The organism is Streptomyces sp. NPDC033131 (assembly GCF_055578365.1).
In genome coordinates, this window is the sequence record NZ_JBVIPA010000028.1 from 81,444 (window position 1) to 106,348 (window position 24,905).

The 24,905-nt window shown below is 70.0% G+C and carries 23 protein-coding genes and 2 tRNA genes; 4 read left to right on the top strand and 21 right to left on the bottom strand.

Features of this window, described 5'->3' with window-relative positions; all coding sequences use genetic code 11:
* Positions 1-26: 26 nt before the first annotated feature.
* Positions 27-103, bottom strand: a tRNA-Pro gene (locus ACZ5XS_RS30290).
* Between the two features lie 165 nt (positions 104-268).
* Between ACZ5XS_RS30290 and ACZ5XS_RS30295 the strand changes: the two genes are divergently transcribed.
* A tRNA-Gly gene (locus ACZ5XS_RS30295) sits at positions 269-339 on the top strand.
* Positions 340-440: 101 nt separating this feature from the next.
* On the opposite strand, the gene ACZ5XS_RS30300 is transcribed toward ACZ5XS_RS30295, so the two are convergent.
* Positions 441-635, bottom strand: coding sequence for a hypothetical protein (locus tag ACZ5XS_RS30300; RefSeq protein ID WP_030044846.1), 195 nt, complete (start codon positions 633-635; stop codon positions 441-443).
* A gap of 588 nt (positions 636-1,223) precedes the next feature.
* Between ACZ5XS_RS30300 and ACZ5XS_RS30305 the strand changes: the two genes are divergently transcribed.
* The gene (locus ACZ5XS_RS30305; RefSeq protein WP_468656617.1) at positions 1,224-2,444 is read left to right on the top strand and encodes an acyltransferase family protein; all 1,221 of its coding nucleotides are present in this window, start codon (positions 1,224-1,226) and stop codon (positions 2,442-2,444) included.
* A 69-nt stretch (positions 2,445-2,513) separates the two neighbouring features.
* Here the strand turns inward: ACZ5XS_RS30305 and ACZ5XS_RS30310 are convergent, their stop codons facing one another.
* From ACZ5XS_RS30310 to ACZ5XS_RS30380, 15 genes are all read right to left on the bottom strand, one after another.
* A complete protein-coding gene (locus ACZ5XS_RS30310) occupies positions 2,514-3,944 on the bottom strand; it encodes a DUF6177 family protein (RefSeq protein ID WP_468656619.1) in 1,431 nt (476 codons plus the stop codon).
* Positions 3,941-7,924, bottom strand: a complete 3,984-nt coding sequence (eccCa, locus tag ACZ5XS_RS30315; RefSeq protein WP_468656621.1) for a type VII secretion protein EccCa — start codon at positions 7,922-7,924, stop codon at positions 3,941-3,943. Before eccCa ends, ACZ5XS_RS30310 begins: the two co-directional genes overlap by 4 nt.
* Positions 7,925-7,972: 48 nt before the next feature.
* Positions 7,973-9,361, bottom strand: coding sequence for a MinD/ParA family ATP-binding protein (locus tag ACZ5XS_RS30320; protein ID WP_468656623.1), 1,389 nt, complete (start codon positions 9,359-9,361; stop codon positions 7,973-7,975).
* A gap of 79 nt (positions 9,362-9,440) precedes the next feature.
* Entirely contained in the window at positions 9,441-10,796 is a 1,356-nt protein-coding gene (gene eccD, locus ACZ5XS_RS30325) for a type VII secretion integral membrane protein EccD (RefSeq protein WP_468656625.1), read from the bottom strand.
* Between the two features lie 76 nt (positions 10,797-10,872).
* On the bottom strand, positions 10,873-11,202 hold the full coding sequence (locus ACZ5XS_RS30330; RefSeq protein ID WP_468656627.1) for a hypothetical protein: 330 nt from the start codon (positions 11,200-11,202) through the stop codon (positions 10,873-10,875).
* A 38-nt stretch (positions 11,203-11,240) separates the two neighbouring features.
* Positions 11,241-11,720, bottom strand: a complete 480-nt coding sequence (locus ACZ5XS_RS30335) for an HD domain-containing protein (protein WP_468656629.1) — start codon at positions 11,718-11,720, stop codon at positions 11,241-11,243.
* An 85-nt stretch (positions 11,721-11,805) separates the two neighbouring features.
* On the bottom strand, positions 11,806-12,987 hold the full coding sequence (locus tag ACZ5XS_RS30340) for a DUF6508 domain-containing protein (RefSeq protein WP_468656631.1): 1,182 nt from the start codon (positions 12,985-12,987) through the stop codon (positions 11,806-11,808).
* A gap of 51 nt (positions 12,988-13,038) precedes the next feature.
* On the bottom strand, positions 13,039-13,440 hold the full coding sequence (locus ACZ5XS_RS30345) for a hypothetical protein (protein WP_468656633.1): 402 nt from the start codon (positions 13,438-13,440) through the stop codon (positions 13,039-13,041).
* Positions 13,433-13,837, bottom strand: a complete 405-nt coding sequence (locus ACZ5XS_RS30350) for a hypothetical protein (protein WP_468656635.1) — start codon at positions 13,835-13,837, stop codon at positions 13,433-13,435. The genes ACZ5XS_RS30345 and ACZ5XS_RS30350 overlap by 8 nt, the downstream gene beginning before the upstream one ends.
* Before the next feature lie 41 nt (positions 13,838-13,878).
* Positions 13,879-16,599 (bottom strand): ADP-ribosyltransferase, encoded by a 2,721-nt coding sequence (locus ACZ5XS_RS30355; protein ID WP_468656636.1) that lies wholly within the window; start codon positions 16,597-16,599, stop codon positions 13,879-13,881.
* The gene (locus tag ACZ5XS_RS30360) at positions 16,596-16,991 is read right to left on the bottom strand and encodes a DUF6507 family protein (RefSeq protein ID WP_468656638.1); all 396 of its coding nucleotides are present in this window, start codon (positions 16,989-16,991) and stop codon (positions 16,596-16,598) included. Before ACZ5XS_RS30360 ends, ACZ5XS_RS30355 begins: the two co-directional genes overlap by 4 nt.
* Positions 16,992-17,041: 50 nt before the next feature.
* Complete coding sequence (locus ACZ5XS_RS30365; RefSeq protein ID WP_217242168.1) at positions 17,042-17,356, bottom strand: pore-forming ESAT-6 family protein; 315 nt, start codon at positions 17,354-17,356, stop codon at positions 17,042-17,044.
* 57 nt (positions 17,357-17,413) lie between these two features.
* A complete protein-coding gene (locus ACZ5XS_RS30370) occupies positions 17,414-17,740 on the bottom strand; it encodes a hypothetical protein (protein WP_468656640.1) in 327 nt (108 codons plus the stop codon).
* Between the two features lie 193 nt (positions 17,741-17,933).
* The gene (locus tag ACZ5XS_RS30375) at positions 17,934-18,644 is read right to left on the bottom strand and encodes a hypothetical protein (protein WP_468656642.1); all 711 of its coding nucleotides are present in this window, start codon (positions 18,642-18,644) and stop codon (positions 17,934-17,936) included.
* A 50-nt stretch (positions 18,645-18,694) separates the two neighbouring features.
* A complete protein-coding gene (locus ACZ5XS_RS30380; RefSeq protein WP_468656644.1) occupies positions 18,695-21,040 on the bottom strand; it encodes a hypothetical protein in 2,346 nt (781 codons plus the stop codon).
* Between the two features lie 388 nt (positions 21,041-21,428).
* On the opposite strand from ACZ5XS_RS30380, the gene ACZ5XS_RS30385 reads away from it, so the two are divergent.
* Positions 21,429-21,854, top strand: a complete 426-nt coding sequence (locus ACZ5XS_RS30385) for a hypothetical protein (protein ID WP_468656646.1) — start codon at positions 21,429-21,431, stop codon at positions 21,852-21,854.
* A gap of 379 nt (positions 21,855-22,233) precedes the next feature.
* On the opposite strand, the gene ACZ5XS_RS30390 is transcribed toward ACZ5XS_RS30385, so the two are convergent.
* Together ACZ5XS_RS30390 and ACZ5XS_RS30395 are read right to left on the bottom strand one after the other, a co-directional pair.
* On the bottom strand, positions 22,234-22,428 hold the full coding sequence (locus ACZ5XS_RS30390; protein WP_468656648.1) for a DUF397 domain-containing protein: 195 nt from the start codon (positions 22,426-22,428) through the stop codon (positions 22,234-22,236).
* An 8-nt stretch (positions 22,429-22,436) separates the two neighbouring features.
* The gene (locus tag ACZ5XS_RS30395; protein WP_468656650.1) at positions 22,437-23,288 is read right to left on the bottom strand and encodes a helix-turn-helix domain-containing protein; all 852 of its coding nucleotides are present in this window, start codon (positions 23,286-23,288) and stop codon (positions 22,437-22,439) included.
* Positions 23,289-23,516: 228 nt separating this feature from the next.
* Between ACZ5XS_RS30395 and ACZ5XS_RS30400 the strand changes: the two genes are divergently transcribed.
* Positions 23,517-23,930 (top strand): ATP-binding protein, encoded by a 414-nt coding sequence (locus ACZ5XS_RS30400; RefSeq protein ID WP_468656652.1) that lies wholly within the window; start codon positions 23,517-23,519, stop codon positions 23,928-23,930.
* Between the two features lie 49 nt (positions 23,931-23,979).
* Here the strand turns inward: ACZ5XS_RS30400 and ACZ5XS_RS30405 are convergent, their stop codons facing one another.
* Together ACZ5XS_RS30405 and ACZ5XS_RS30410 are read right to left on the bottom strand one after the other, a co-directional pair.
* Complete coding sequence (locus tag ACZ5XS_RS30405; RefSeq protein WP_468656654.1) at positions 23,980-24,342, bottom strand: toxin-antitoxin system YwqK family antitoxin; 363 nt, start codon at positions 24,340-24,342, stop codon at positions 23,980-23,982.
* Entirely contained in the window at positions 24,339-24,722 is a 384-nt protein-coding gene (locus ACZ5XS_RS30410) for a hypothetical protein (RefSeq protein WP_468656656.1), read from the bottom strand. The genes ACZ5XS_RS30405 and ACZ5XS_RS30410 overlap by 4 nt, the downstream gene beginning before the upstream one ends.
* Positions 24,723-24,905 lie beyond the last annotated feature (183 nt).

A 24,905-nucleotide genomic window follows, 5' to 3' on the forward strand; every position in this document is an offset into this window, starting at 1 on the left:
TTCAGTGACCGGGTCCGGCCGGTACATGGTCGGGGTGGCGGGATTTGAACCCACGGCCTTCCGCTCCCAAAGCGGACGCGCTACCAAGCTGCGCCACACCCCGTCTGGTGCGAGACGTAGGCTACATGCCCGCAGACAGCCGGACCGCCGCATTTCACCAGCGCGCGTCCGCCACCCGGGCGGACCGAAACGCGGTGTGCGACGAAGGGGGACTACCCGCTACGATGCCATCAGTGCCGCGGTCACCTGTACTCGCGGTGCGCGCTGTGCGGGCGTAGCTCAATGGTAGAGCCCTAGTCTTCCAAACTAGCTACGCGGGTTCGATTCCCGTCGCCCGCTCCGAACAGGCCTCCGGCCCGGTCCTTCGAGGATCGGGCCGGAGGTCTTCGTGCTGTCCGGGGCTGCGCGTGGCGTCTGCGGCGGAGGGCCATGCGGGGCGCCTAGAACTGGATCGAGTTGATGGTCTCCGCTATCGAGTTCAGGAACCGCTGGATGTCGTCGGCCATCCCGGTCGAGGCGAGGAAGAAGCCGAAGAGCACCGCGACGACGGCGGGGCCGGCCTTCAGCGAGCCTCCCCGGATCAACACCACCAGGATGATCGCCAACAGCAGCACCACTGACAGAGAAATGGCCACAACTGATCACACCCTTGGTCGGTCCGCTCCCGGCCCGGGGACGCGACCGTGCACACCCCCGCCAGGACCATCGTGCCACCAATGAGGGCCGCATATGCGGCGCGTGACGGATCGTTGGCCAGTTCCCTGCCCGGGGCCGCCCGCGGCCGGGTGTGCGGACGGCCCGACTCGGCCCGTCCGCACAGTAATTCGACCAGACACCCACACAGGGAATTCACCGAGTTCGTTTCCGTGTCCACACAACGTGTTCGCAGTTAATTCGAATTGACGCCACAGGTGCGCCGACAGTCGCACCGGACGGGCCGCCAAAGGCGTCTTATGCCCTGTTTAGTCGGGATGAATCGCGACAAGGAGGACCCATATGGTGCAGGCGGTTGAAGCTCGGACAGTGTGTCGGCCATCACGTGAACGACGGTGCCGACTTCCGTAAAACGGGGGTATCCGCAGCTATTAACCAGGAATGACGTCGAGGGTTTTACGAAAACCCACAGCCAAGGCTAGGGTGCCTCAGATGTTCCACGCCGCCTCGTCCCCCGCCAGCGCTGCGAGGTCCCCGATCGCCTCCCCCCGTTCCTGGTGGGAGGGTCTGTGACGAACTCGCTGCGACCGCACGGCCAGAACCGAGCGCCACTCCCCCCGGCACACTCGCCGAGGGACGGAGTGCCCAGTCCGCGCTCGCCGCACCGCACCGGAGCGGCCGCGGCCGACCGGCCCGCCCCCTCGGGCAGCCAGCCCGGCAAACAGCGCGACGCGTTCTTCGACAACGCCAAGTACCTGGCGATCGTGCTGGTGGCGATCGGCCACTCCTGGGAGCCGCTCAAGGGCGACAGCCGGATCCTGGAAGGCGCGTACACGGTGGTGTACGCCTTCCACATGCCGGCGTTCATCATCATCTCCGGCTTCTTCTCACGCAGCTTCGACATGCGGGCCGACCGGCTGCAACGGCTGGTCACCGGCGTCGTCGTGCCGTACGTCGTCTTCGAGACCGCGTACACGCTCTTCAACCGCTACGCCGGCGACTCGCCGGACCAGGCCATCAGCCTGCTGGACCCCTGGTACCTGACCTGGTTCCTGATCGCGTTGTTCGTCTGGCGGCTGACCACACCGATCTGGAAGCTGGTGCGGTGGCCGCTGCCGCTGGCGCTCGCCCTCGCCATGCTGGCGTCGGTCAGCCCGGAGATCGGTGACGACCTGGACCTTCAGCGGGTGCTGCAGTTCGCGCCGTTCTTCGTGCTCGGCCTGCTGATGAAGCCCGAGCACTTCCGGCTGGTGCGCCGGCGTTCGGTGCGGATCCTGTCGGTGCCGGTGTTCGCCGCCGCGCTGGCCATCGGCTGGTGGTCGGTGCCGCGCATGGCCACCGGGTGGTTCTACCACCGTGACGCCGCACAGGAGTTGGGCGCGCCGTGGTGGACCGGGCCGGTCATGGTCCTCGCCCTGTTCGGCTGTTCGCTGCTGCTGACCGCCTGCTTCTTCTCGTGGGTGCCGGGCCGGAGGATGTGGTTCACCTCGCTCGGCGCGGGCACGCTGTTCGGCTATCTGCTGCACGGCTTCCTGGTCAAGGCCGGCGACTACGCGGGCTGGTTCGAACACCCCTGGCTGCACCGGCCGCTCGGCGAGATCTTCGTGAGCGTGTGCGCGGGCGTCGCCGTCACCCTGCTGTGCACCGCGCCGGTGCGCCGCGTCTTCCGGTTCGCGATGGAGCCGAAGATGGAGTGGGCGTTCAAGCCGGATGCCACCGCGGCCGCCCGCGGCCGCGAGCAGCACGGGAAGACCCCCGTACGGGAGAGGGAGAAGGTCCCGGCGGGCTGAGCCAGGACGACGACGACCGCGCCCCCGCTGCCGAGCAGCGGGGGCGCGGTCGTATCCGGGCTGCTCCGGCTAGCTGCCCTTCAGGTGTCTCATCAGGCGCTCGAAGTCCTGCCAGCCCGACAGGTCCGACGGGTCGCCGGGCAGCGGGTAGTACAACGCGGGACGGGTCCTGGGACCCAGTTCGCGCGGGGACTCGGCGAGGGGCGTGCGGCGGGCCCGGTCGCCGGGCATCTGGCGGACCTCCTCGGCGCCCAGGACGAACGCGTACGGCACACCGGGGCCCTCGAAGTGCGGCGGCACGGACAGGTCCCGGCGGGCCCGGCGGATCTGGACCAGCATGGACTGCAGGTCGTGGCGGGTGGCGAGGGCCTCGGCGGCGGCCTGGACGGCGTCCGTCGGCAGCTGTTCGCCGGGGCCGTAGCCGAAGGCCATGGTCACGTCCTCCTCCACACCGCCCTTGGTGCGGGTGATGCGGACGGTCGCCAGTCCCGGGCGCTCCGGGGTGCCGACGGCCATCACCCAGGTCGGCGCGGGCGAGCGCTCGTACGCCACGTCGGTCAACTGGCGTACCGACCAGGGCAGGTTGGCGGGCTCCTCGGTGCCCCAGCCGGCCGGCGGTTCGCCGGTGATCTCCCGCCATACGGCTTCCAGGGCGCCGCCGAGGACGAGGCGGTCGTCGGCCGGGTGGACGGTGCGGAAGGAGATCGCCAGCTGGCGTTCGCCGGTGTCGCCCTTCGCGGCCGGGCCCTCCTGGTAGGTGGCGGCGATCGGGGTGCGCGGGTCGTCGCGGGTGGCGTCCGGGGACTCGACCGTGACGAAGAGGCCGTTCTTCCACTCCAGGACGGCGCCGGACAGGCCGTCGTAGTAGCCGTCCCGCTCGTCCTGCACCACCCAGCGCGAGGGCCAGCCCGGCAGGCTGCCGCGGACCGCCGGGGACAGGCGGGTGCCGGCCGGGGTGACGATCTGGAGGCCGAGTTCGGCGTTGGCGGCGGCGCGGAAGGCGTCCGAGAGCCAGGCGGTCATCGCGACCACCGGGCGGTCCTGGATGATGACCGCGACCTTGTCGGTGAGGACGTCCACGGCGGGCTGGGCGGCTGCCGGGACCGGCGCCGCGCTCATCCCGTCCGTGTTGACCACGGCCAGCGACCAGGCGACCTCGGGCGGCCAGGCGGTTCCGCCGACCAGCGTGGCGAGCCGGGCCGCGAAGGTGCCGGCGAGCTGCTCGGCCTCCTTGACGCCGGTGGTGGCGCGGGCCTCGGTCCACCAGTACGGCACCTCGGGCGCACTCGCCCCCAGCAGCCGCTCGGCCTCGCCCCTGACCTGCACCAGCAGGGGCGCCTCGACGGAGACCAGCGGGCGGCCCTGCTCGTCGCAGAGCTGCACCACCGCGCCCTCTCCCTCGGTGCCGACGAGCCGGTCGGGGCCGCCGGAGAGGAGTCCGGCGATCACGCTGAGCGGGTCGGGCATCTTCTTCGTGAGGGTGATGACGTCCTTCGTCATGGATTCACCTTGGTCCCCGTGTAGACGGTCTGGATGAGCCGGTTCGGCTGGCCCCTGCGGACCAGCACCCCGCGGCCGGGCGGCTGTGCGCTCGCGTACACGCCGGGGAAGAGCTGGCCCTCGCTGCGGTCGCCCGCCATCACCAGTGCCGAGGAGCCGGACTCGCGCAGGCCCTGCAGCATCGGCTCGTACAGGCCGCGGGAGGCGCCCGCGACGCGGCGGGTGAGGATGAAGTGCAGGCCGATGTCGACGGCCGAGGGGATGTACGGCACGAAGGGCGCGAGCGGCTGCTGGCCCGCGGTGGTGAGGACGTCGTAGTCGTCGACGAGGATCACGATCCGCGGGCCGGAGAAGCTGCCCGGCTCCAGGTCCTCGCTGTCCGCGCTCTCGTCGGGCAGCCGCTTCTCCAGCTCCCCGGCGATGCCCGCGGCGAGGCCGGCGGCGAGCTTGGAGTTGTAGGCGTAGCCGCCCCGGTACTCCTCGGGGATGGCGCCGCGCAGGCCGCGGCGCGGGTCGAAGACGCCGAAGACGAGCTCGTCGTCGCCGTAGCGCTCGATCAGGCCCTGGGTGATCACCTTGAGCAGGTTGGTCTTGCCGCACTCGCTGTCGCCCATGATCATCAGGTGCTGGTCGTGCTGGAACAGGTCGAGCAGGACCGGGGCCAGCTGTGTCTGGTCCAGGCCGATCGGGACGCGGCGCGGCTCGGACGCCGGGCCGGGCAGCAGCTCGGGCTCGAGGATCTGCGGCAGCACCCGCACCGGCTGGGCGACCTCGCCGGTCCAGGTGGCGCGGAGCTGGCGGGCGGTGCGCTCCAGGACCGCGCCGAGGTCGGCGGTGTCGGCGAGGCCGTCGGTGCGGGGCAGGGCGACCTGGGCGAAGAGCTTGCCGTCGGTGAGGATGCGGCCCTTCTCCTCCGGGGAGAGGGTCTGGGCGAGCTTGCGGTCGATGCTGGACTCGCTCGGGTCGTTCAGGCGCAGCTCGACGCGGGTGCCGAACTGCGACTGGGTGGCGATGCGCACGTCGTTCCAGCGCAGCATGCCGGCGACGACGTGGATGCCGTAGCCGCCGCCGCGCTTGAGGATGTCGATGACGGCGTCGTCGAGGTTCTCGAAGTCGTCGCGCAGGGCGCCGAAGCCGTCGATGAGCAGCACGATCTCGGTGGAGGCCAGCTCGGGCACCTGGCCCGCCGCGCGCCGGGTGCGCAACTGCTCCAGCGAGTCGATGTTGTGGATGCGGAAGAGCTCCTCGCGCTGGTCGAGCATGGCGCGTACGGAGTCGATGGTGCGGGCCGCGCGCTCGCGGTCGGCACGTCCGGCGATCCCGCCGACGTGCGGCAGCCCGGACAGGGCCTGCAGGCCGCCGCCGACCAGGTCGAGGCCGTAGATGCCGACTTCCTGCGGGGTGTGCGTCAGGGCCAGCGAGAGGGCCAGGGAGCGCAGCAGGGTGGTCTTGCCGGACTGCGGGCCGCCGATGACCGCCGCGTGGCCGCCGGAGAGCGTGAGGTCCAGGTACCACTGGCCCTGCTGCTGCTTGGTCGGGTCGTCGATGATGCCGAGCGGCACCTGGAGGGGGCCGCGCCGCTTGGCGAGCTGCATGCCGCGGGCGCCGACCTCGACGGGGCCCGCGACCTTGTCGAGGGGGACGGCGGCGGGCAGCGGGGGCAGCCAGATCTGGCGTACCGAGCGGGCTCCGGCGTTCTCCAACTGGTTGATGAGTACGCCCAGTTGGGTGGGGCCGGTCTCCCGGCGCCGCATCTTCGGCTCCTCGGGCGCGCTGTTCCCGTCGTCGCCGAGGGTGTTGTACGCCTCGTACTCCAGGGCCAGCGGGCCGGTGTCCTCCTCGTCGCGCTGCACGGGGCCGCTGTAGGCGCCGGAGACGTAGCTGGCCTTGAACCGCTCGTAGTGGCTGGTGTCGACCTTGAGGTAGCCGAAGCCGGGCAGCGGGGGCAGGTGGAAGGCGTCCGTGGTGTCCAGGACCGTGCGGGACTCGTCGGCGGAGAAGGTGCGCAGGCCGAGCCGGTACGACAGGTAGGTGTCCAGGCCCTTGAGCTTGCCGCCCTCGATGCGCTGGCTGGACAGCAGCAGGTGGACGCCGATGGAGCGGCCGATGCGGCCGATGGACAGGAACAGGTCGATGAAGTCCGGCTTGGCGGTGAGGAGTTCACCGAACTCGTCGATCACCACGAACAGGTGCGGCAGCGGCTCCAGGTCGGGGCGCTTCTCGGCGCGCAGGGCCGCGTAGTGGCCGATGTCGGCGACGTTGCCCGCGTTCTTCAGGACCTGCTGGCGGCGCTTGACCTCGCCGGCGAGCGAGGCGTGGACGCGCTCCACGAGGCCGGCCTGGTTCTCCAGGTTGGTGATGACGCCGGCGACGTGCGGGAGGTCGGCGAAGGGGGCGAAGGTGGCGCCGCCCTTGTAGTCGACGAGGACCAGGGCGAGGTCCTCCGGCGGGTGGGTGGCGACCAGGGCGAGGACGAGGGTGCGCAGCAGTTCCGACTTGCCGGAGCCGGTGGCGCCGACGCACAGGCCGTGCGGGCCCATGCCGAGCTCGGAGGACTCCTTCAGGTCGAGCAGGACGGGCTCGTGGGAGTCGCTGATGCCGATGGGCACGCGCAGGAAGGCCCGTTCGCCGCGCGGCGCCCACATCCGGTTCAGGTCGAGGCCGGCCACGTCGTCGATGCCGAGCAGTTCGGCGAAGTCGACCGGGCCGGTGAGCGGGGCGTCGACCATCGACTCGGCGGACAGCCTGAGCGGGGCGAGCATCCGGGCAAGGCCCTCGGCGAAGGGGATGCCGATCTCGTCGACGGTGCCGTGGGCGCTGATCGGCTCCGGCATGCGCAGGTCCTCGATGACGATCTGCTCGCCGTCGACGGTGATGCGCACGCCCACGCTGCCGGGCTCCTGGATCCGCTGGTCCAGCAGGTGCAGGACGGTGACGCTCATGTCGCGCAGGCCGACCGCGTCGTCGGGACGCGGCAGGTCGACGGCGTCTTCCCCGTGCCCGTCGGCGACGACCAGCAGCCGGGAGGTCATGGCGAGGGCGTCCTTGCCGGACAGGCCGCGGCGCACCTCGGCCGCGTAGGAGGCGCGGCGGCGCAGCTCGGGGCCGATCTGGCGGGCCAGTTGGGGCAGCGAGGGCGCGATGCGGCGGGCGGCGACGGGGCCGTCGAACTGCTCGCTGTCGAGCAGGTGCGGCAGCCACTTGGCCCACTCCCAGTCGGCGATCCGCTCGCCGGAGGCGGCCAGCGCCATGGCCACGTCGTCGGGCGCGTGGGTGGCGGCGGCCTGCACGATGAGCGCGCGGGCGACCCGGAGGGTGTCCTCGCGGCTGCCGATCACGGTGATGTTGCCGACCCGGTCGAGCGGGACGGTCAGCGGGAGTTCGGTGCCGACGCTGAAGCGGGACACCAGCGCGGACGCCTCGTTCAGCATGAACTGGTCGGGCGGGGTGAGCACGGAGGAGCTCGGCTGGCCCACCCTCAGGTCACGCACCGGCATCTCGCCGGTGCCGACGCGGACCCGCAGGAAGTCGGCGTCCATCCGGCGCCGCTCCCACAGCCGGGCGGGGTCGCGCACGATGTCGTACAGCGCGTCCGGCGGCGGGTTGAGCACCCCTGTGCTCTCGCGCCGCTCCCGCTCCTCCTTGGACAGCTCCTCCCGCGTGTCCTCCAGGTACGAGAGGTAGGCCTCGCGCTGGGTGCGGCGGGTGCGCTGGGCCTTGCCGCGCTGGGAGAAGAGCATGACCATCGAGCCGACGATCGTGACGACGAGGATGATCGCGCCCAGCGCGGCGAACTGGCTGTTGCGCACGACGGTCATCATCACGACGGACGACATCACACCGGCGACGGGCAGCAGCGAGGTCGCGATCGAACCCGACTTGCCGTCGGGCAGGTTGGGCGGCGCCTCTATGGTGCGCGACTCGGGTGAGGCCGGGGGCCTGGTGGTGCGGGCCGGCCGGTGGATCAGTCGGGTGCTCATCGTCCTTGTCCTCGGTTGTCCGCAGGTTCCCTTCGTGCAGGGGACGGTTCAGCGGCTCTTCTGGGAGAGCTGGAAGACCTCCGCGGCCAGCCGCGTGGCGGCCTCCCTGGTGTCCCGGGCGAGCAGATCGGTGCGGATGGTGCCGCCGGCCGCCAGATGCCGGTCGTACGGCAGGATCCGCACGCTCGCCCCGGTCGTCTTCAGCTGCTCGGCGGCCTTCTCGACGTCGACGCCGGTGTGCGGGACGGTCTCGGTGAGCACGACGACGGTCGAGGTGGTGATGTCCCGGGGCAGTCCGCGCATCCACTGCAGGACGGCGTGCGTGCTGGCGACGCCCTCCAGTGTGGCGGGCACGGTGAGGATGCGGGCCTGGGCGGCGGAGAGCGCGGTGCGGGCGACCTCGGCGGGCATCGTCTCGCAGTCGACGACGGTCACCCCGAAGTAACGGCGCATCGACACCATGACCCGCTCGTACGCCTTGGTGTCGAGCATGGCCCCGACCTGCCCCTGACTGCCGGGCAGCAGCCAGGCGTTGTCGGGCAGTTGGACCAGGTAGCCGGTGATTTCCAGGAGCGACATCTGGGGCTGGACGACGTCGGCGAGGTCGCCGGTGGTCCAGCGCAGGGTCTCCGCGCCGAGCCGGAGCGGCAGCGAGCCGAGCGCCGGGTCGGCCTCGATGACGAGGGTCGGGTCCTGGCGGTAGTGGGCGTAGGTGGTGCCGAGCAGTGCGGCGACCGTGGTCTTGCCGGAGCCGCCGCGGATGGAGGTCACCGCGATCTGCCGGCCGGTGGTGACCGGCTGCTGCAGTATCTCGGCGGTCGCGGTGGTCTCGGCGACCTCGCGCGCGGCCGAGGAGGACACGGTGCGGCGTACAGCCCGCAGGGCACGGGCGCTGAACGGCTCCCCGCGACGCGGCCCGCGGCCGGCGGCGGCGAGCTTCTTGTCCACGACCGGGCGGGAGTCGGGGGTGGCACGGGGTGAGCGGGCGCGGGGGGCGGGGGCCTGGGGCTGGGGCTGGGGCTGGGGCTGGGGCTGTGCAGGCTGAGCCTGCTGCGGCTGGGTGTACGCCTGCTGCGGTTGCTGCGGCTGGGCGGGGTAGCCCTGTTGCGGATACGCGGCGGCCTGGTCGCCGTGTCCCGGCTGCGGGTAGCCGTACGGCTGCTGCGGCTGGGCAGGGGCTGCCTGCTGCGGATAGCCGTACGGCTGCGGCTGCGGCTGGGCGGGGTCGGCCTGCTGCGGGTGGCCGTACGCCGGGGGCTGCCCCTGCGGCGGGACGTTCTGCGCGCCCGGCTGCTGTTCCGGCTGTTGCCCCGCCGCCTGCTGCTGCCCCGCCGCCGGCGGCTGTGGCTGCGCGCCCTGTTGTGGGGCGCGCTGCTGGGCCGCGCCGCCCCTCAGGTCGCGCAGCACGTCGCTCTGCCAGTTGTCCCCGCTCGGCATGTCGCCCTTCTCTCCTGTACGCCGCCGCCTTGTCGTCCCGCCCGGAACGACGGCGCGGCGGCGTCTGGTCTTCGAAGCCTCAGAACTTGTTGAGCAGTTGCCCGTAGATGCCGAACGCCCCGATGGCGAGCGGGAAGAGCCCGATCACCCCGAGGGACTCGATCAGGTCGGCGAACCGCCGCAGCCGTACCCGGACGTGCTCCGGCGGCTCCACCGCGAGGACCAGCAGCGGCAGCAGTGCCGCCGCGGCCAGCAGGACGAGCGCGCCGGCACCTCCCGCATGGTCCAGCCACAGCACCGCGAGCCGTACGACGAGCAGCGCCGCCGCCCCGAACAGCGCCACGACCTCGGCGACCAGCGGGAAGGCCCGCGCCCGGGACAGCAGGACGACGGCGATGAGCGAGGCGAGGGTCACCGTCCAGACGGTCGGCTCCTTCGCGGTGGTCAGCAACCAGCCGCCGGCGGCGGCCGACGCGGCGGTGACCACGGTGGCGAGGGCGAGTCCGCGGTGCGTGGCGGCGAGGGCGTTGGCGACCTCGTGCCGGCTCACCGAGGTGCCCGAGGAACGCTTGTCGTCGAGCGCGGTGAGCCCCGAGGCCATCAGCGCGAACCGCGGCAGCAGACCGAGCAGGATGACGGAGACCACGGCCATCACGGCGCCGATCCGGTCCGCCCGGTCCTGTACGGCGGCGACGGCCTCCCACACGGCGACCACACCGACGACCGCCCCGGCCCCGATCAGTCCGCCGCGGCCGAGCGGCGAACAGTAGGCGAGCAGCACCAGCGGGAGCACCAGCGCGGCGGCGACGCCGGCCAGCCGGGCCGTCCCGGACCAGTCGTGGGCGTCGGCGGCGGTCCACGCGGCCAGCAGGCCGAGCCCGCCGGAGGCGAGCAGCAGCGCGGTGGCCAGACCCCGGTTGCCCTGGCCGATCTTCGCGATCGCCGCACCGCCGACCAGGAACACCGCGGTGACGACCGCGAGGCCCGCGGCGACCGACTCCAGCGCGAACTCGCGCCGCGCCAACAGCGCCGCGATCACGGCGAACACGATGGTGGCCACACCGGCGGCGGTACGGCGTACGGCGGGACGCCAGCGCCAGCCGCGCAGGTCGAGGTCGTCGGCGACCTGGTCGGTGACGTCGTGCACGACCGGCGCCGGCGGTGCCGCGTGGGCGCGCACGAGGCGCAGCACGGCGCCGTCGGGAACCTCCGCCGACGACAGCGTGGCGTCGTGCGGCAGCGCGGAGCCGTCAGAGGTGATCAGCTGCCGGGTGGTCGGCCGGGACGCGGCCCGGTCGTCGAGCAACTGCAGTATGTCGGGGAGCAGTTGGCCGATCGGAGTGTCCGACGGCAGCACGATGTCGGCGCGTCGCCGCTCACCGATCAGAGTGACCCTGCTGAGCTGGGTCCGGAACGAAGTTGCTGTGCTCACCACTCACCGGAACCTATCATCGCGTCGTTTCCGCCACGGGCGCGCTCCGACGTGGTCACGCCCTGCGCCCACACCCTGTTCACTGCTTCTCCGCACCCTTGTCGCCCTGGTCGCCCTGGTCGCCGACGCCGCTCGAAGTGGCGCTGGGCGTCGGGTCGTACAGCTGCCCCTGCTGCTGTCGTTGCTTTTCCTGTTCGGCCTTCTGCTTGTCCAACGTGGCCTGGAGGAAGGACCAGCCGATGCAGCCGGCGCACAGTACGGCGGCGATCGCGATGCCCGCGAACATCTTGCCGAACCGCTCGTCCGCCGTCCGCCGGGCGCGCTGCGCGCCGAACAGCAGCGCGTCGCGCATCCGGCGCCGGCGTACCGCCACCGACTCCAGCAGCTGGCTGTCGTAGTCCCGTGCCATTCAGTCGTCCTGTGTAGGGGGTGTACGTACGTGGGGGTTCAGTCGCCCGGGGCGAGGCCGAGGCGGTGCCGCATGGCGGCGTACTTCTGCGTGAGGCGCCGGGCGGTGTGCTCGTCGAGTACGGCGAGGCGCACCGGGTCGGCGTTGTGCGCGAGGTCGGCCGCCTTGACGAGCCGGGCGCCCGGGGTGGCCAGGATCCGGCTCGCGTACGCCTCCGGCTCCTCGTCCGGCCGCTTGGTCATGGCGCGTACGACGTCCTTGGTGCCCTGCGGGAGCGCGGCGGCGTCGAGCCAGTCCTCGCTCAGCGCGCCGTCCTCCAGGGCGTCGTGCAGCCAGGCGGCGGCGACGAGCTCCTCGCCCCCGCCCCGGGCACGCACACCCTCGGCGACGGCCGACAGGTGCTCGGCGTAAGGCCGTCCGGCCTTGTCCGTCTGCCCGGCGTGCGCGGCACGTGCGACGGCCTCGACCTCGCCGAGACTCATCTCCGCCCCGGTCCCGGGCGGCCTCTCCTGCGGCATGCGGATCCCCCTGACTTGGCTTCCGCAACATAGGACATGGACGCGCCATGCGTACAGCCGGGGTACGGCCGTCTCCCGGGCCCTGTCACGCCCCTCCCGACAATCCCGTCACGATCATGAAGAGCACCCAGAGCACCGGGACCAGCGCGATGTACGCACGCGGCCGTCGGCGCACGGGCACGCCGGGGTCGTAGCGCGGGCCCAGCATTCCCGGGCCGGGAGCCGAAAGCCTCTTCACCTCGCGCACGGCGAGGAGGTTCCTTACCAGCGTCAACGGCCCGAAGACGAACAGGGAGAGAGGGCTCCACCAGCCCCAGGCCAGCGTGTGGGTGGTCAGCGCCCGGTACACGGCCAGCCCGCAGGTCAGGCACATCGGACCGGCCGTCTTCCGGAACCCCAGGAGGATCACGAGGCCCCGGTGGGCACGGAAGGCGACGTCCGCCGCGGGGGAACCTCCGCAGAACCTGCACATGGGCGGGGTGGGGAGTTGGGGGTGCGCGACGGTGGAGGGGGCGGCCTGGGGCTGGTCGGCGGGCGGGGCGTCGGCCTGGAGCTGCTCCTCGGCGGAAGGGTCGGCGTACCAGGTGCGGAGCGAGGTGGCTATGGCGTCCAGGAGGCCGTTCTCCACGGCCTCGGCGATCTCCCCGTCGCTCATGCGCTCCGCGCTCACGACCGCGGTGGCGGCACGCATGGCGTCGGCGGGCCTCAGCCCTTTCTCCGGCGGAGCCTGGGGCAACGGACTGTGCCTCCACCGGTATTCGGGGGTCACGGCGCCGACGCCGCGCAGGGCGTGAACAGCCCGCTGGAGCGCCTTGCTGTAGAGGGGGAACGGTACGTGGATGGCACCGCTCGGCGACTTGGTCCCCCCGCCCCACCGCACGTCCCGGTCCTCGTCCGTGAGCGCGTCGAAGGCATCGGCGAGCTCCTGCCACGCCTCCGCGTCGTCACGGTCGAGCTGGGCGAGCAGTCGCCGGTCGTCGGCCGGGGTGACGACCCGGGCGAGTTCCTCGACGGCGGCGACATCGGCGGCCTCGGTGACGGGCCCGACACCGGGTTCGTGGCTGAGGAGGCCGAGAACCCCGAGAGGCGTGAGGCCGCGCTCGTGTGCCTCACGGACCTTGGTGTACCACTCCAGCCCCGCCGTGTAGGCACTGGAGCTGCTGGCCTTCCGGTGCATCCACTCGACCTCGGTGGCATCGCCCCAGGCGTATCCGACGACCTCGCCGTCGGGGGCGGTGACGGTGACGTAGTGCACGGGACTGGTCATGCTGGTCAGGCCTCGGGGCCTGTTCCTCCATGGGTGATCGGTTGGTCAGGGTCATTCACCCTTGGCGAGGGACTTGACCGCGTCGGCGTTCGGGGCCTCGGTGAGTGAGCCGGGCAGGGCACGTCCACGGTTGCCTTCCGGGTCGGACAGCATCTCCGCGAGGGCCTGGGACGGCAGGATGCCCTGCCCCTTGGCCTCTTGCAGCCGGGCGTGCCAATGACCGCCCTCGGCGAGAGCCCGGCCTCCGGCGGCGTTGCGTGGCACCCACGCGGCGGCGTCGTCCTCGTCACTCGCCCACACATATCCGAGGGCCGCGCCGCCCTCCTTGTCGACCACCGTGAAGTACCGCACCGGCTTGTCGGTCCGGGTGCGGTACCTCGACGGACCCGGCGCCACGAGGTCGAAGTGCACGTCCTCGGCGAAGCGCGGGTTGACCGGTCGTTCGCTAGGCACTTTTGGCGAAGGCCTCGACCGCGGCAGCGTTCGGGGCGTCGGCGAGGGAGCCCGGTAGCGGCCGGCCCCTGCCGCCCGGCTCCGGGTCGCCGTACAACTCGACGAGGATCTCGGTCGGGCGGAGGCCACGCGCTTTCCCCTCGCGCAGCCGCTCGATCCAGGACATACCTTCGTTCGTCGCGCGGGAGCCACCCGCCTTTCGCGGCTCATAGGCGGCGGCGTCATCCTCGTCACCGGCCCACAGATACCCGAGGATCGACGCGTTCTCCTTGTCGACCACGGTGAAGTACCGCACCGGCTTCTCGGTCCAGTCCTTGTAATCCACCGCCCCGCCCGGCTTCTCCCTGAACAGCATGTCGTCGTCGAAGCGCGAGGGGGGCGGTTGCTCACTACTCACAAGTCCACATTCCTTGAGTCGTCTATCCCGTCGAGAGGCGGCTACGGCTTCGGCCTCGGCAGGACCTCTCCGTAGACGTGCCACTTCCCGGCCGCGTCCTCGAAGACGCGCGTCACCTTATATTCCGTACCACGAGCGAGGAGCAGCTCCCGCTCCCCCTTGTTCGCGGAGATGTGGTCGATCCAGAGGGCCGGTGTGTCCTTGGGAACCCGCAGATGCATGTGCACTGGCTTGTGCTCGAAGGCCGGGTCCTTGCCGAGCGATGTCGAGGTGTATCCGGGGTCGTCGTAGATCTTGCCCTGCATCTGAAGTGGCGACCGCAGACCGAGGTGGTCGATGGCGGTGCCTCGCACGACCATGATGTCCTCGGGTACGGGGCGGGCACCCATGACCCGGTCCATGTTGTCGACGACTTCCGCCATCCGGGGGTGCAGATCCGTACCGGCCCGCAGTGGGTCATTGATCTGCGTGTAGTAGAAGTCGCTGTACTTGTACAGCGCTTCTCTCCCGGCCGGGTCCAGCTGGTCGAGGAAATCGTTCCAGTACGTGTCACCGTACGTCTGTCCGGCCCTGTTGCTGGCGCTGGGCGAAGGGTTCGTCCCCCGCTCCAGCTCCGCCATGGCCACGGCGTGCCGCTCCGCGTCGGTGGCCAGGTTGCTGAATTCGGCCGCGGACATGTGGGGTTTGTACTCGAACGGCTCCCCGGCCCCGGGGTGCCGCGGCACATCCGCGCCCTGATGCCCCGGAGCGACCGGACCATCCGTGCCGTGGTGCGCGGCTGCGTCCCCGGCGTCCGCGTGGTCTCCGGCGTGTGCGGCATCGTCCGCGTGACCGACACCCTCGTCACCGTGACCGACACCGTCGTCACCGTGACCGGCACCGTGCGAGGCGTCGTCGACGTGACCGGCGCCGGGAACGTCGTGGCCCGTGCCGTGCGGGGCGTCGGGGTGCGGCGTGGTGGTCGGGACGTCGTGCGCGGGGGTCCCCGAGCCCTGGTGGTACCACGGGGTCGTGCCGCCCGGAACGTCGGTGCCGCCCGTGTGCGGCGTGGTGGTCGGCGTCTGGTCGTACGCGGACGGGTTCGGCCCGTAGTCGAATCCGGACGGCGACGGCGCATGACCGTACGGCGCCCCCGAAGGTGTCTGGGCGTACGGGTTCGTGCCCGGTGTCTGGTCGTACGCGGACGGCGAAGGCGCGTGGTCGTACGGGGATCCCGACGGGGCCTGACCGTACGGCGATCCGTACGGCGACTGACCGTACGACGACCCCGACGGCGCCTGGTCGTACGCGCCCGGCGACGGCGTCGTGTCGAACGCGCCGCCCGGCGTGTGGCTCGCGGCCGTGGTCGGCGCGTTGTAGTGGCCGCCGTTGGGCACGTTGTACTGCCCGGCGTTGTCGGCCGTGTGCGCGGCCACGTCCGCACCCGCGTGGCTCCCGGCGTACGACGGGCTGGGGGCGCCCTGGACCGTCCAGTTCGCCGGAAGTGTCGGGGTGGTCCCGTGGGGCGCCGTCGGGGCATTCGTCTCGTAGTGCACCGGCGTCGTGTCGATGGTGCCGTTGGGTGAGACGAGGTTGCCGTTCGGGTCCATGATGCGGCCGTCGGGCAGGTTGACGGCGCCGTCCGGGAGGGTGGGGATGTCGATGTTGCCGACGCCCCTCAGGCCCTTCGTGATGTCGCCGATCTTCGACAGACCCGCGCCCACGCCCTTGGCGATGTAGGTCATCGGGTCGATGACCTTGCCCGCCTTGCCCGCCGCCGACAGCACCTTCGCCACGGCGCCCGCCTTGCCGGCACCCGCGACGCCAGCGCCGGCGCCGCCCGTGAAGACCGTGGTCAGGACGTTGAAGGTGACCGCACCGGCCGCACGCCCGGGGTTCTTGCCCCACTCGTCCCACGCGACCAGCGCCTTGCCGGTCTCCTTCATCGCGGTGCGCGAATCACGCAGCCACGACGGCATCTTGTCGTCCGGCAGCGTCCAGAACAGCGCGCCCGCACCGGGGATGGAGGAGATCACCAGACCGGTCGCCAGCTGCGCGAGCCCCTTCCAGGCCTGGCCCATCGCGTCCCAGCCGCCGAACCCGACCAGCGTCCCGAGGCCCTTGATCGTGCCCCAGACACCGTCCACGATCAGGCCGTCCCACACGAACGACTTCACCCAGTGGCCGACCTCGTACCAGTGGTGCTTCTCCTCGACCGGGTCGCCCCAGGGAAGCTTCGCGTTCTTCATGTCGTCCGCGTTGAACCCGTACTGGTCCTTGCGGTCGGAGCCGTCCCCGGCCACCATCTGCGTCCCGCCCCACAAGGCGGTGATCTTGTTGTGGCAGGTCCGCTCGGCAGCCCAGAACGCCGCCACCGTCGCGGTGATGTCGTCCCGGATCTGGTTGTGCTCGTCGACCTTGTCTCCGTCGTACTCCCACTCGTCGTCGTCCTTGACGGAGTCGACGAAGGTGTAAGCCTTGGTCTTCAGTTCCTTCAACTTGTCGACGAGCGGACGGATTTCGCCGGCATACGACGACAACGCCCCGGAGACCGTCTCGAGATCGTCCCCGAACGTGTCCGCGCGCTCCTTGACCGGCTTCGTCGTCGCGAACAGCTGCTCCGCGTCGGGAGCGGTGTAGTACGCCGACAGGCCCTGGAACCGGGAGTGGACGTCCTCGCCGGTCTTGCGGACGTTGCCCGCGTCCTTCTTCAGGTCCGCGTAGTCGCTCTCCAGCTGTGCCAGATCACCCGTGTACTGCGGAATCTGTGCCGGCTGGATCACCGCTTGCCCACCCCCGGCAGATCCACCTTCGGGGCGGACAACGCGTTGCGCTGCGCCTCCGCCGCCATCTCCTCATCGCCCTTCAGATAAGCCGTCGTCGCGTCCACCGCACCCTGCAACGACTTGCCCGCCCGCGCCGCGACGAACTGCAGATCCTTCGACGCCCGCTCCGCGAACTGCGACAACGCGAGGGCGACCAGACCACCCGCGGCCTTCTCGCCACCCTCGCCGCCGCCACCCCCGCCCTCGGCGGAAATCGTGCCCGCGCTCGTCGCCGCCGACGTCAGATGCTCACCGAACGCCTTCGCGTGCTTCTCCAGGTCCGACGCGGTCTCACCCGTCGTCTTCAACACACCGGAAATACCCTGCGGATTCAGATCCCAGCCGGGCACCGAAAACCCCCGTTTTCCTCAACTACCAATACCGAACAAACAGCTGTCCGTCAGCCGATGTTGTCGACCGCGGCCTTGGCCCGCTGGATGGTCGACTGCGCCGTACCGTCGTTCTTCTCCAGCGTCGACTTCAGCAACGCGACGATGTTCTTCACCTCGTTGGAGGCGTTGGTCCACCGCTGTTCCTTGCCGTGGTACTCCTCCGCCACACCGTCAGCCGTGAAGTCGGCCATCGCCGTCTTGACCTGACGGTCACGGTTACCGATCACCTCCTCGAGACGACCGATCACCACCTGAATGTTCGACTGAGCATCAGCCGACGCACCCGTGTCGTACGAACGCCGATCCGCGTTGGCACCCGCCATCACACACCACTCCCCGAGAGTCGAAACAAAGCCCGCACCGAACGAAAGAGACCAGCCTCAGCGGAAACGCGCCGCATCGAAGTTCGCGGCACCCATCTGCTGCTTCGCGTTGTCACCCTGCTCCTGGTCACCGGAACTGAACGCCGAGTCCATCCCCGACTGACCACCCAGGATCGCCGACAGCGAACCGTTCAGATCCGCCGTGATCCTGTCCGCCTGCGCCTTGAACTGGTCGAACATCGCCCGGCCCGTACCGTTGAACTTGCCCTCCAACGGCGTCGCCGCATCCACCAACTGCCGGATCAGCGACCCGAGATCATCACTCGACCCCCGCGAATCACGCTGCAGATTCGAGAGCGTCTGCGCGCCCATGTCGAACTTCATCACGCCTCCCCCGTCGGGCTCCTACTACGGCGGACCGTGCCCGATCCGCCTCACAAGTCTCGTCAATCTCTATCAACCCGGTAGTTGCCTGTGCAATCGAGGTCCCCTGCACTCACAGAAGCACCACAACTCGGCCAGGATCCGCTACCGGACAGGTCCAGCGAGCCGGCTCACGGCCGTCCGTCTCCGAAGATCACGTCTCCCGCGTCTCCGGAATGGCCTCCCGCAACTCCGTCACCGCGCGTTCACCAGGCCTGACGGCGATGAGACGGCGGGCGGCATCCAGGGCCCACGTCGCGTCGACGCGATGGGCCGCGGCGGTCATCAGCGCCAGTTGCAGGCCGAGGTCGTACGACGGCTGGTCCTCGGCGAGCCTCGCGATGCCGCGCTCCACCGCGGCTTTGAGGGCAGGCAGCAGAACGGTGACGAGTTCCCGGCGCAGCAGCGCGCTGACGTGCCGGTCGAACTGCACGCGGTCCGCGACGAGCAGCAGGGCCTCGGCCGCCTGCAGTCGCTCGGTCGCCGTGCCGCGCTCCTCGACCATGTCGGCACTGTCCCCCACGGCGTCGGCGAGCACCCCGAAGGTGTCGTCCTGGCCGTGCAGCCGGTCGTACGAGGCTCCGCGCCATACGGCGGTTTCCGGCGACCGAGCCGCCTGGACCACCGCTTCGTATCCGGCCGCGTCCGCCCAGCGGGTGAGCGCGGCGCAGGCCAGGAAGCGGCCTGCCGGATCCTCGTCGGGATCCCGCAGGACTTCCTTCAGCGCCTCGGAACGCTGCTGGTAGCCACCGTCGAGTCCCTCGCTGATGACGTCATCGGGATCGGCGGCCGTGCCGTCGAAGTCCACGAAGAGCAGGTGGGCGACTTGGGCGCTCGGCTCCCATGGACCTTGGCTGTCGGACAATCGGTACTCCTGTGCTCAGGTCGGCTCGCTGGATCACGTTATCCGGCTCGTCACGGCGTCTTGGTCGTCGGGTAGGGGCCGTTCACGTAGTCCTTCGGGACGATCCCGCTGATCAGCCATTCGCCGTCGCGTCGGGTGTTGAGCAGCGCCATGACCCTGCGGTGCACCTTGCTCGTCTTGCCCTTGCTCAGACCGAGGTCGTTGACGAACTTGGTCACCGCGTCGGTGTCCGTCGGCTTGAGCGTCGAGGGCACCTCCACGTCCTTGCCCGCCGTCTTGGTGATGTCGTCGCTGATGCTCTGCTGGATCTGCTCGGGACGCAGGATCTCCACGTTCGAGACCTTGCCGGCGTCGATGTCCGCCTGCAGTCGCCGGTAGTCGATGCTGACTTCCTGGGCGCCGTAGACCTTGCCGGTCCCGTCCTTCGGGGCGAAGGAGGTGAACTGGCTCGATTCCTTCGCCTTGGGGTTCGCGCCGCCCAGCACGTGCTCGAGCGGCGTGATCTTTCCGTCCGGGTTGGCCGGAACGATGCCGGTGTCCGGGTCGAACCGCGACTTGCGCAAGCCGTACTGGTTGTGGGTGGCGCCGAAGTCGTCGTCCTGCCGGATGATGGGGGGTTCGTCCCCCGCCGGTCCCTCCGTCGCCTTGGGCGGCGTCTCGTCCGTGGCTGGTGCCACGCCGTCGCCGTCGCCGTCGCCGTTCGAGCCGCCCGTCGCCTCGTCGGTGCGATCCGCAGGGAGTGCGTCGTCGCCGTGCGCGGCCACATCGTCGCCGTGGCCGCCGACGGGCGCGGGCGGGTCGCTGGTGTGCGAGCCGCCGGGCGGGCCATCGGCAGGCTGCCCGGGTACGCCCTCGCTGCCGGAGGAGTGGCCCGCGCTGCCCGCCGCGTTGTCGCCGGCGCCGACCAGAGCCGGTTCCTTGAGCGGGGCGTCGACCTGCGGCACTTCGGCACTCGGCGTCGGCGTGGCCTCGTCGGCCGTGTCCACGACCGTCTCCGCGGGTGCCTGGTCGGCATGCTGGACGACGCTGCCCTGGCTGTCCAGGAGGTTGCCGTCGGCGTCCATGTACTGGGCGGGAGCGCCTTCGGGCGCCCCCAGGTCGATCGTGCCCTCCGGCAACGCCACCGTCTGCTCCGGCAGCCGCACACTCCCGTCGGGGAGTGTGGTGGCCCCCTCGGGGACGGCCGCGCCCTCCGGCAGCCGCACCGTGCCGTTCGGGAGCGTCACCGAGCCCTCCGGCAGGGTGACAGCGTTGTCCGGGAGGGTGGGGATGTCGATGTCGCCGACGCCCCTGAGGTTCCTGACGATGTCGCCGATCTTCGACAGACCGGCACCGGCGCCCTTGGCGATGTAGGTCATCGGGTCGATGATCCTGCCCGCCTTGCCCGCCACCGACAGCACCTTGGCCACCGCGCCGGCCTTCGTCACACCCGCCGCGGCAGCCCCCGCACCGCCGGTGAAGACGGTGGTGAGCACGTTGAAGGTGACCAGGCCGGCCGCACGGGCGGGGTTCTCGCCCCACTGGTCCCACGCCACCAGCGCCTTGCCGGTCTCCTTCATCGCGGTGCGCGAATCACGCAGCCACGACGGCATCTTGTCGTCCGGCAGCGTCCAGAACAGCGCGCCCGCACCGGGAATGACGGTGACCACCAGACCCGTGACCAGCTGGGCAAGGCCCTTCCAGGCCTGGCCCATCGCCTCCAGGCCGTTGAATCCGAGCAGCGTGCCCAGGCCCTTGATGGCGCCCCAGATGCCGTCGACGATCAGGCCGTCCCAGAAGAACGACTTCAGCCAGTGGCCGATCTCCCACCAGTGGTGCTTCTCCTCCACCGGGTCGCCCCAGGGGAGCTGCGCGTCCTTCATGTCCGCGGCGTCGAAGCCGTACTGGTCCGTGCGGTCGGAGCCGTCACCGGCGACCATCTGCGTGCCGCCCCACAGCGCGGTGATCTTGTTGTGGGCCGTCCGCTCGGCCGCCCAGAACGCCGCCACCGTCGTGGTGACGTCGTCCCGGATCTGGTTGTGCTCGTCGACCTTGTCGCCGTCGTACTGCCACTCGTCGTCTTCCGCGGCCATTGCGAGGAACGCCGTCGCGTCCGTCTTGAGCTGCTTCAGCTTGTCGACGAGGGGGCGGATCTCCGTCGCGTACGACGCCAGCGCCCCGGACACCGTCTCCAGGTCGTCGGCGAAGGCGTCCGCCCGCTCCTGGACCGGCTTCGTCGTCGCGAACAGCTGCTCCGCCTCGGGAGCCGTGTAGTACGCCGACAGGCCCTGGAACTGCGAGTGCACGCCCCCGCCGGTCTTGCGTACCTCACCCGCGTCCTTCTTCAGGTCCGCGTAGTCGGTCTCCAGCTGCCCCAGGTCACCCGTGAACTGGGGAATCTGATCCGGCTTGATCATGCGTTGCCCACCCCCGGCAGATCCACCGCCGGCGCCGACAACGCGTTGCGCTGCGTCTCCTTGGTCATTGCCGCATCGCCAGACACCCGTCTACTGCTTCGCGTTGTCACCCTGCTCCTGGTCCCCGAGCCGAACGCCGAGTCCATCCCCGGCCCACCCCGTACCTCGCCCCATCTCTATCAACCCGATAGTTGTCCGTGCAATTAAGGCCCCCTGCACACACTGAAGCACCACGACCCAGCTCGGATCCCTTTACCACGCAGGCGAGTTGGCGAGGACAGCCGGGGGGGGTGTGCGTCGTCGCCCCGGTCGATGGCCCCAGCCGTACCATCACCGCGCCGGAACGATCGACGGTCATGTCATGGCCGGCCCAAAGTAGAATTCCCTCATGAGTGACGTGTTCGCTGTGGACCTGGCCCTCGATCTCTCGCCCACCGTTCCGGGCGCCGTACTCGACACACTGAGGCGGCACCTCGGTGTGGATGCCACGGAAGACGTCGACGCGACGGACGAGGTGCCTGACCAGGTGCGCCTTCTGTCAGGCCGAGGCCCGGCCACCCGTATCGGCGGGGTGCAGACCGGGGAACTGCTCCAGGGGGCCCACCACTGGTCGCTCACCGCGCGACAGGAACTCCATGCCGAATTCCTCCCCGAACTCGACTCGCTGCTGGAGATGCTGGCCTACAACGCCAGAACCGAGGGAGTCATCGGCCAGGTGCGCTTCTACGAAGAGGACGTCCCCGAACTCCTGATCAACCGTTCGGGGACTCTGGTCAGGATGCCCCTGCGAGCGGCCGATCCCACACTTTCCTGACGTCGGCCGTCGACCTCCGCACGCCTCGAACATGGCTCGAATTCCTCCATCACCACGTCGTAGGGCTCGACCCGGTGCGGCTTGCCGTCAAGGCCTGTGGCTCCCACGAGGTAGCGGAAGCCGGCCGGCGAACTCGAATCGTCGACCTTGACCCAGCTCGCCCCGTGTCGGCGTACCAGCAGGTCCCCCAGGTAGGACGTGAGGTCCATGTGGAGTGCGATCCAGTCCGACTGCTCGAACTCGCCCAGTGGAAGCCGGTCGACATAGCTCTGCAGGCCGGGCAGCAGCCGTAGCGGGCCCTCCGCGTACTGCTCGGGCGCCAGGCGGCGCGTTGACGCGAGTCCAGCGGCGTTCCGGTGGGCGACGTCCGCACGAGCGATCACACGACGGAGTCGACCTTGAGGGACTCGACGAATGCGACGAAGGTTCCGGTCGGGAAGAGGAGGGTTCCGTAGGAGGGGTCCTTGGTGTCTCGTATCGCCACCCGCGTGGGGTCGTTTGCGATCTCCACGCACGAGTCGCCGTCGCCAGGGCCCGAGTGGGACGACTTCCGCCAGTTGTCAGGGGTCTCCATGGAACGCCTCACAGCTCTTTCATCAGCCCGTGGATGAAGTCACGCGACCGAACGGGGTCGAGCGACGCTGCCTCCACTTTACGGAAGAGCGTTCGAAAGGCCGCCAATTGGGCTTCGAAGTCGACCAAGGCGGCACCGTGGGGTGCATCGCGCACAACGGTGTCCAGCTTGGGCACCGCACCTCCCGCGTACGTCATCGCGCTCGCGGCACCGGCGAAACCCTCCAGGCTGAAGGGGATGACACGGACGGTGATGTGATCCCCTTCGGAGAACTGGAGGAGGCGGGCAAGCTGAGTTCGTGAGGCGGCTCGATCGCCGACCATGATGCGCAGCGCGGCCTCGTGGACGACCGCCTCGTACTGGATGGGCTCGGGGCCCTCGAGAATGACCTTGCGCTGCATGCGGTGCCGGACGCGCAACTCAAGTTCTTCACAGGGAAGCTCAGGCACCCGGTCGGCATAGACGGCGCGGGCGTAGTCCTCTGTCTGAAGCGGTCCGGGAATGAACAGGAACTGGGCTTCCCGCAAGAACGTGGCGTGGTGCTCCAACTCGGCGAGATCGAGGAATGAAGTGGGCAGGAGGCCCTTGAACTCCTCCCACCAACCGCGCGTCCGGTCGGTGGCCATCGCGACAAGGGCATCGACGAAAGCGTCGTCAGTGCAGACGTAGTAGGACGCGAGGCGGCGCAGTCGCTCCTCGCTCACCCCCGAAAGACCGGATTCGATGTGGCTGATCTGGACGGGGCTCACTCCGAGCAGCGCCGCCGCTTCCCTGGCGCTGAGGCCGGCCGCCTCGCGGAGTCTCCGCAGCTCGACCGCCAGGCGCATCTGACGTGCCGTTGGTTCGCGCCTCGTCGTCATCGACTGCCCCTCGGTTTTCAACGCACCTGCAGGCGCGACTCGTTCGGAGGGCAGATTACGCGACCGGCTTGCCCAACCGAAACATTATCCCCTACCGTCAGTGACGCGACGCACACGCTGCGGAAACACCGGGGTACCGGAAGCGCACCGCCCCGTCCTGCCATGACGGCTGCGGCACTGCCACCGCCCGCCGACCGCAACCCCCCACCACTTGAACGGAGTTCACGCGTGCCCGAAAACCAAGCCGAACCGTGGGAGTACTCCCTCTACATCCCCAACGACCTACGCGCGGTCACCGTCAGCCGCCGCACCCTGCGCCTGATCCTGACGATGCACGGACTGATCGGCCTGGTCGACGTGGCGGAACTCCTCGCGGCGGAGCTGGTCTCCAATGCCGTACGGCACACGAAGGGGCCCGCCGCCCTGCGGGTGCGCTGGTCGGCGGGCGTCCTGCGGATCGGGGCATGGGACGCGGATCCCGAACCGCCAGAACCCCCACGACTGTTGGAACAGTTGCCCGACCACGAGGACGGACGCGGGCTGGCACTGGTCCGGGCGTGCGCCGACACCTGGGGCTGGCAGCCGCTGAGCAGACACGGCAACCGGGGCAAGTACGTGTGGTGCGAGTTGAAGGCGGCCTAGTACGGCAATAAGCGCGGGGTGCGAGGCCCAGCGAGGCGGGGCCCCACCCCTACGGAGTCGCGTTCTCCCAGGCGCGGGTCGGGCGCCCCTCGTCGTCCCACTCGTGATGGGAAAGCGGAGTCCCGCCGTCCGCGCTGTGCAGCTTCTTCGTCTCGAGAACGCCGTTCTCGTGCCAGCTCTTGTACTCCCCGGACAGGCGCCCCATACGCATCGTTCCCTCTGCGCGAAGGACCCCACTCTTGCGCCACTCGCAGAACGGGCCGTCCCGGAACCCATCCGTGTAAGTCACCAGACTCACACGATGTCCTGCGAGGTACTCCTCGACCTCACCGGTGAAGAGTTCACCCCGGTACAGGAGTCGCTGGGCATAGTCGAGGTCCACCTCGGGATCATCGAGGTCGATGCGTTTCACAGCCGAGTGCGGATTTCCTTGGCGATTTCCATGAGGCTGGACAAGTCCTCATCCGGCATGACATAGGTGAAATTCCTGATTCGTTCCAGGAATTCAGTCGGCAGAGTGACGTGATGCGTTCTCACGTAGAACCAGAGATCCCCTCGCCACACCCACTCCCCGTCCGAGTAGATGGAGTCGCCACCCATGACGGTCTGACCGGAGCCCAGGACGTCCTCGGAAGAGCCCATGACACTGAAGAGGTCATGCCCGGCCAGCAAATACTGGGTGATCCCCTGCTCATCGCCGTATGCCGAGTCAGCAAGAAAATCCCGCACACTCCCACTCGGCGCCTCGAAGGAAGGCGACCATAGCTCTTGGAAGTGATCTGCGATCTTCATGCAGCCCTTCCATGGCATGGGAAAACATTCGGACAGCTCGCGGCCGAGTTGGTCTCCAACGCAGTACGCCACACCATGGAGCCCGCTGCCCTGCGTTCCCTGCCGGTCGGCATCGAGCGCCGCCCCGCGGGAACCGCGTCGGGATTCGGAGAGGGGCGTCACCCCTGCGGACCCAGTCGAACG